A 4171-nucleotide genomic window follows, 5' to 3' on the forward strand; every position below is an offset into this window, starting at 1 on the left:
GCGGACAAAGACCTCGCGCACCGCCTTGGACAGCCCCTCGTCCATGGTGAAGCGTTCGCGGTCCCAGTCGCAGGACGCGCCCATCCGCTTGAGCTGCTGGATGATCGTGCCGCCCTTGTCGGTTTTCCACTGCCAGACCCGCTCAATGAACTTGTCCCGGCCCAGCTCGTGCCGGGTCGTCTTCTCAGCAGCGAGCTGCCGCTCCACCACATTCTGCGTAGCGATGCCCGCGTGGTCGGTGCCAGGCACCCAGAGCGTGTTGTCCCCCTTCATGCGGTGGTAGCGCGTCAGCAAATCTTGCAGCGTGTTGTTGAGAGCGTGGCCAATGTGCAGCACGCCGGTCACGTTCGGCGGCGGAATGACGATGGAAAAGGCCGGGCGGCCTTCGTGCATCTGCGCGCTGAAGGTCTTATGATCAAGCCAGTATTCATACCACCGCTGCTCGACCTCCTCAAACTCGTAGGCTTTGGGCAGGTCGTATTTGGCGGTGGGCGGCGTGTTTGTATCATTCATGGCAGCGGAAAAGGGATAACTTTGTTGAAGGAAAGGCAGTTGAAGATCGAGATGCTACTATAAAGCAGGCAGGGCGGAGCGGCAACAGGAGAACTGGGTTATCTTCACTTTAGCGGACATGCCTATTTGCTCTTTTACCATCATCATCGTTGATGAAAATTTAATTCATCATCAGATTGAATAGTTTTATGTTGAGTTCAACATCCAGTGGCAAATAAAAAAACCGCCTAAAAGGCGGTAGTATTTTTTGGATACATAGCAAAGGCGTTTCAGCATTCCCTCAGCGTGCTGTGTTTGTTGAGTCGTCTCTTTGCCGTGTTATATAGATGTGTAAATCTCGTATTCTGCAAAGCACGAAGGCAGCACATCAGTAAAGGTTGTTGTTCGTTCACTCGCCTGCACCTATACTTGGATCAGCAGGCCACACTCCATAAAGTTCTACGGTGTGGCGACCGCTTCCGCTTGGCATCCACTCCATGAGTGGATTGTTCCAAGATAGATGAAAGGTTTTTTCTTTGCTTTCAATTGCTCTCTTGAATCTTAGTGAGAGTTTGAGGTTTGTCGCATTTAAAGGTAGCTCAAAAGTATAAGCTCTTCCGCCGCTGACATCTTGGCTTTTGCTCTGCTGTTGAGTCACATCTGGGATGTTGTAGGTGAGGTCGCAGTCCACGATATAGGTACCTCCATTCTTGTTGCTCACACGGAGTTGAAGAAAATTAAGGCGTGTGGTCCAGACAGGGATCAGGTTTGTCTGATCGAAGGAAGCGACCATGAACGCTATTGGCACGTCTGTCTCCGCCAGTTTTCCTGCTTCCGCCGGCCACAGAATCGAATTGAATCCAGAGGAATTTTCTGTGTAGAACCAAGAGCCTTCGCCCCCGCCCCCAAGCATCCCGGCGATGCCCTCCGCAGTGCCAGTAATGCTGAACTTCGAATTCTTGGACATCGATCCCACATTCATCCCACAGCTAGCATAGGTCACTGTCGTTACCACGCAAAACCCTTGCGAGATGTTCGTTCCATCGCCCATGCCGTTGGCTTGAGCTAAGGCCGCTATCTGTTGCCATTGGTCTTTTATAGTCTTGGCCGCATCATCAAGGGTTGATTGTTTGGTCACGGAGAAGTTCGATGCTATTGACTCCTCATTGCCAAATGCCCATGACGCTTCGATCCCCGCGTTCACAGCTTCGCCAGTCTCTGGGTCTATGAAGGCACCGTCGAGCGCGACATTTGCCTGATTCTGGCTGACCTTCTCCGATGTCATTTTCCAAGCCACGTTGTTTTGCGTGTGGATTGGGTTGTACCGTTCGAGCGTTCCTAAGTAGGTAAAATTCACAGTGTTTTCATCGAGAATACCTATTGCTCCTATCCCTACTGTTGGCATTAGAGTCCAGTTCCCCCAGTAGGTGTTTCTCTGCGTGCGAATCAAATTCGTAAAGATCTTATTCCAGTTGTCCATGACATCCTCCTTTCTGGTGTTCACCCATATACGAGTTGGATAAGGTTAGGTTGAAGTAAAACATCGGAGAAAAATGGTGGTAAACCGTGTCAAGTTGAGTTATCACCATTACTCTCAATTTTCAAATGTTGCTCACAGCACACCACAGGTCACAGATAGTTTTATTCAGAATTCATTACTATCAGCAACTAAAACTGGATTAGCTGCCTCCGTCATGTTTTCTTGTCAGTTTCCTATCGGTTGGGCGTTTGCCTAATCCTGGCTATTCGGGTTTTCTTCATCTTCTTGGCCTTGTTATGGTCTTTCCTGGAATCAGTGTCAGCCCTTGAAACACGTTTTCCCCCTCAATGGTGAATTTTCCGGTCGTCTCCATACCAGATGACTCCTTTTTTTTGCCTACTGGAAAAGCATCGCTTCTATTCGGCAGCTCGTACATACAGGCTGTCCTGTTTCCTATCAAATCGATAGCTGTTCCATTTCTTTTTGCGACATCACAGATTTGCTTTATTTTTTGATAACCTTTTTCATAATCTTCTTTTACTTTACAGTATTACTTGTCGAGCCACCATCCCTCATACCGTTTGTTCAGTATATCGCAGTATTGTTGAGTTTCTATTCTGTTTATGTTGTCGCAATCAATGTTATTGCAATCAGCTTCCGCAGTTACCGTTCCTATGGAGAGCCAGATTAACATTGATGCAATTGCAAGTTTGATCTTTTTACGATGCACATTTCTCATATAAATCCTCCCAATAATTGAGCACAGGTGAGTATTATTTTATAATTAAGCGATGGCATAGTGTCTTGTGTAAACCGCACCATCACTCAATCAAATCCATAGAAAGCAGCACATGCTTTCTTATATAATATTTTGCTCCTGTTCGTCAATTTTTTTTGCCGGTTGTTGTTTTTTACTCAACTATATGTGATCACAACAAATTATTTGACAAATCGGGATGATGGATTAATCCTTCTGCCTCGTTACAATTGCACCAAGGCATGCAGATATATGTCGCGGAACGGCTGGGCAGTCCGTCACACCTCTTGCATTTATACTTATCACGCTGTATTCTGATAAAAAACTGCAAAGGAGCCGTTCATGAAACGAACTCAGGTGATGCTTGACGAAACGCTGATTCAAGACTGCATCAGGGCGACAGGAATTAAAACGCAGCGGGCCTTAATTGATCATGCCCTGCGCGAGCTGCTCAGAAGGGAGAAGCAGATGGAAATTCTTCAGCTTAAAGGCGGCATTGAGTGGCAGGGCAGCTTGGAGGAGTGGCGGCAGAGGCGCGACGCATGATGGTTCTGATTGACACCAGCGTGTGGATAGACTTTTTTGCTGCCAGAAATTGCCGACATGTCGAAGCTCTTGAGCAGCTCATCATTGACCGGGAAGACATTTGCCTCTGCGGTGTCATCCTAACTGAAATTTTGCAAGGCATCAGGAAAGATGAGGAGTTCCTGCGCACAAAGAATTTGCTGGATCACCTGACTTTTCTGCCGATGCAGCATCCGGTGTTTCTGCGTTCCGCCGAAATGTACCGCTTTCTCCGCCAGAAAGGCATCACGATCAGAAAACCTGTTGACTGCATGATCGCAGCCACAGCAATCGAATACAATGTCCCGCTGTTGCACAACGACAGAGATTTCATCCCCATTGAACAGTATTGCGGCTTGAGAAGTTTTCTTCCTCACGACACGCTGCAATAATAGCTGCTCCTCCACCAGATTTACCTTGAGATGCACCAATCGCGGATGTTGTCCATCCACGCGTAGAAGGTGTTGTACCAGGTGTCTGGGTACAGCTTGATGCGGCCCTCGCGCACCGCCGCAACTGCCTTGTCCGCCAGCGGGCGCACGGAGACGAACCACTGCTTGGAGGTCGTCGGCTCAATGACCGTGGCGCAGCGGTAGCATTTGCCGACCGCGTGCTCGTAGTCGTCTATCTTCACCAGCAGGCCAAGCGCGTCCAAGTCCTTGACGATCTGTGTGCGGCAGGCGAAGCGGTCGAGGCCAGCGTATTTGCCGGCGTTCTCATTCATGAGACCGCGCTCGTCCATCACCTTGACCCGCTCCAAGTTGTGGCGGATGCCGATCTCGTAGTCGTCGCGGTCGTGCGATGGCGTGACCTTGAGCGCGCCCGTGCCGAAGTCGCGCTGCACGTGATGATCAAGCACCACTGGGATGATGCGGTCA

4 protein-coding genes and 1 pseudogene are annotated in these 4171 nt (G+C 49.3%); 2 read left to right on the forward strand and 3 right to left on the reverse strand.

The window, feature by feature from the left end; all coding sequences use genetic code 11:
- Both ACNKIB_RS05570 and ACNKIB_RS05575 read right to left on the reverse strand, forming a co-directional pair.
- Nucleotides 1–513: class I tRNA ligase family protein (locus tag ACNKIB_RS05570; protein WP_417909559.1), on the reverse strand; the 513-nt coding region annotated here is incomplete at its 3' end.
- Nucleotides 514–901: 388 nt separating this feature from the next.
- The gene (locus ACNKIB_RS05575) at nt 902–1972 is read right to left on the reverse strand and encodes a hypothetical protein (protein WP_417909560.1); all 1071 of its coding nucleotides are present in this window, start codon (nt 1970–1972) and stop codon (nt 902–904) included.
- Nucleotides 1973–3071: 1099 nt separating this feature from the next.
- Between ACNKIB_RS05575 and ACNKIB_RS05580 the strand changes: the two genes are divergently transcribed.
- Nucleotides 3072–3275, forward strand: coding sequence for a type II toxin-antitoxin system VapB family antitoxin (locus ACNKIB_RS05580; protein ID WP_417909561.1), 204 nt, complete (start codon nt 3072–3074; stop codon nt 3273–3275).
- Nucleotides 3272–3685, forward strand: a complete 414-nt coding sequence (locus ACNKIB_RS05585) for a PIN domain nuclease (protein ID WP_417909562.1) — start codon at nt 3272–3274, stop codon at nt 3683–3685. The genes ACNKIB_RS05580 and ACNKIB_RS05585 overlap by 4 nt, the downstream gene beginning before the upstream one ends.
- 23 nt (nt 3686–3708) lie before the next feature.
- Here ACNKIB_RS05585 and ACNKIB_RS05590 read toward each other — a convergent pair.
- Nucleotides 3709–4171, reverse strand: a pseudogene (locus ACNKIB_RS05590) (class I tRNA ligase family protein); the annotation flags it as partial.

Origin of the sequence: Candidatus Electronema sp. PJ (assembly GCF_048287395.1) — a bacterium.
Lineage (GTDB): Bacteria > Desulfobacterota > Desulfobulbia > Desulfobulbales > Desulfobulbaceae > Electronema.

Coding starts and splice junctions, on each gene's coding strand:
- ACNKIB_RS05575 (WP_417909560.1), bottom strand. CDS start 1,972: ATGGACAACTGGAATAAGATCTTTACGAATTTGATTCGCACGCAGAGA.
- ACNKIB_RS05580 (WP_417909561.1), top strand. CDS start 3,072: ATGAAACGAACTCAGGTGATGCTTGACGAAACGCTGATTCAAGACTGC.
- ACNKIB_RS05585 (WP_417909562.1), top strand. CDS start 3,272: ATGATGGTTCTGATTGACACCAGCGTGTGGATAGACTTTTTTGCTGCC.